General features: G+C 57.3%; 1 protein-coding gene. It reads left to right on the forward strand.

Features of this window, described 5'->3' with window-relative positions; translation table 11 throughout:
- Positions 1 to 188 precede the first annotated feature (188 nt).
- Complete coding sequence (gene ltrA, locus ACOTXL_RS23735) at positions 189 to 1,676, forward strand: group II intron reverse transcriptase/maturase (RefSeq protein WP_023332914.1); 1,488 nt, start codon at positions 189 to 191, stop codon at positions 1,674 to 1,676.
- Positions 1,677 to 1,736: the final 60 nt, after the last annotated feature.

The following is a 1,736-nucleotide window of genomic DNA, read 5'->3' on the forward strand; positions in this document are numbered from 1 at the left end:
GCCGACGTTGTACTGTTTACGGAAGGCAACATCATAGGGTGCGTTACTGCGAGTGCCATATGGACCCGGCGGGGTCTGAGACCCTGGCATGTCAATACGATCTTTACGCGGGAACCGGGAGATCTCCCCTCTGACCATCTGCCAGTGCCGGAGATGGCCCGCACCGGGAAGGCGAGGAGCCGAAGCCGGTGATGTACGGAGAGGAGAAGTCGGACTCGCTCATAGTAGCTGCGAATCTGGCGAACAATCCGCAAGGAGCGGAGTCAGTGGAGCGAAGGAGCGGGGCCAAGGGAAACGCGGAACAGCCACACATGCGCCGGACGCAGAGCCGGGAAAGTATGTCACAGAGGCTGTCACGCGTGCGGGAAGCTGCGAAGCAGCGGAAGAAAGAACGGTTTACCGCATTGTTCCACCTCCTGACAGCAGAGGCACTGGAGAACGCATTCCTCTCCCTGAGCAGGAAAGCGGCTGCCGGAGTTGATGGTGTCAGGTGGAAGGACTACGCCGAAAACCTGAAGGTCAACATAGCAGATCTGCACCGGAGGCTTCATCAGGGTAGTTACAGGGCTCAGCCCGGCAGGCGGCACTACATCCCGAAAGCGGATGGAAAACAGCGCCCGCTCGGCATCGCCTCACTGGAGGACAAAATCGTCCAGTATGCGCTGGTTAAGATCCTGAATGCAGTCTACGAAAATGACTTTATGGGGTTTTCATACGGGTTCAGACCCGGGCGAAGCCAGCACAATGCGCTGGACGCACTGGCCACAGGGCTGGTTCGGACCAATGTAAACTGGGTACTGGATGCCGATATTAGTCAGTTCTTCGACAAGGTAAGCCATGAATGGCTAATCAGGTTCATAGAACACAGAATCGGCGACCAGAGGGTAATCAGGCTCATACGAAAGTGGCTCACAGCCGGGACCTCAGAGGAAGGAGAATGGCGGGCATCGGAGGAAGGCACCCCACAGGGTGCGGTTATCTCGCCGCTGCTGGCAAACATCTACCTCCACTATGTCTTCGATCTGTGGGCGCATCAGTGGCGACGCCGCCATGCCACAGGCAATGTGGTCATGGTCAGATACGCAGATGACATAGTCATCGGGTTCGACAAGCGAATCGACGCTCAATGCTTTCGTATAGCCATGCAGCGCAGACTGAAGGAGTTCGGACTCACGGTACATCCGAAGAAAACCCGACTGATGGAGTTCGGCCGCTTCGCAGCCGAAAACCGCGCCAGCAGGGGAAAAGGTAAACCAGAAACGTTCAACTTCCTCGGGTTCACGCATATCAGTGGGAAAGACCGTAGTGGCAGGTTCATGCTGATACGAAAGACACGCCGGGACAGGATGACGGCGACACTGAAAGCGATCAAGGACGGACTACGAAAGCGCTGGCATTACTCAATCCCCGAACAGGGAAAATGGCTCAGGAGAGTGGTTCAGGGATACCTGAACTACCACTCAGTCCCGGGCAACTATCCCATGATGCGGAAGTTCAGGATATACGTAACAGACCTCTGGCGACGGGCGCTGAGGCGCAGGAGCCAGCAGGATGATACGACATGGACGAAAGCAAACAGACTGGCAGCCGTATGGCTGCCGAAGGTTCGGGTTCTGCATCCATGGCCTGTGGAGCGGTTCACCGCCAGACACCCAAGGCAGGAGCCCGGTGCGTGAATAGCGCACGCCGGGATCTGTGCGGGGGGTACCCGGTAACGGGTATCCCTACCGCGACAT

It is taken from the genome of Enterobacter cloacae complex sp. IR5402 (assembly GCF_049238125.1).
Taxonomy (GTDB): domain Bacteria; phylum Pseudomonadota; class Gammaproteobacteria; order Enterobacterales; family Enterobacteriaceae; genus Enterobacter; species Enterobacter hormaechei_C.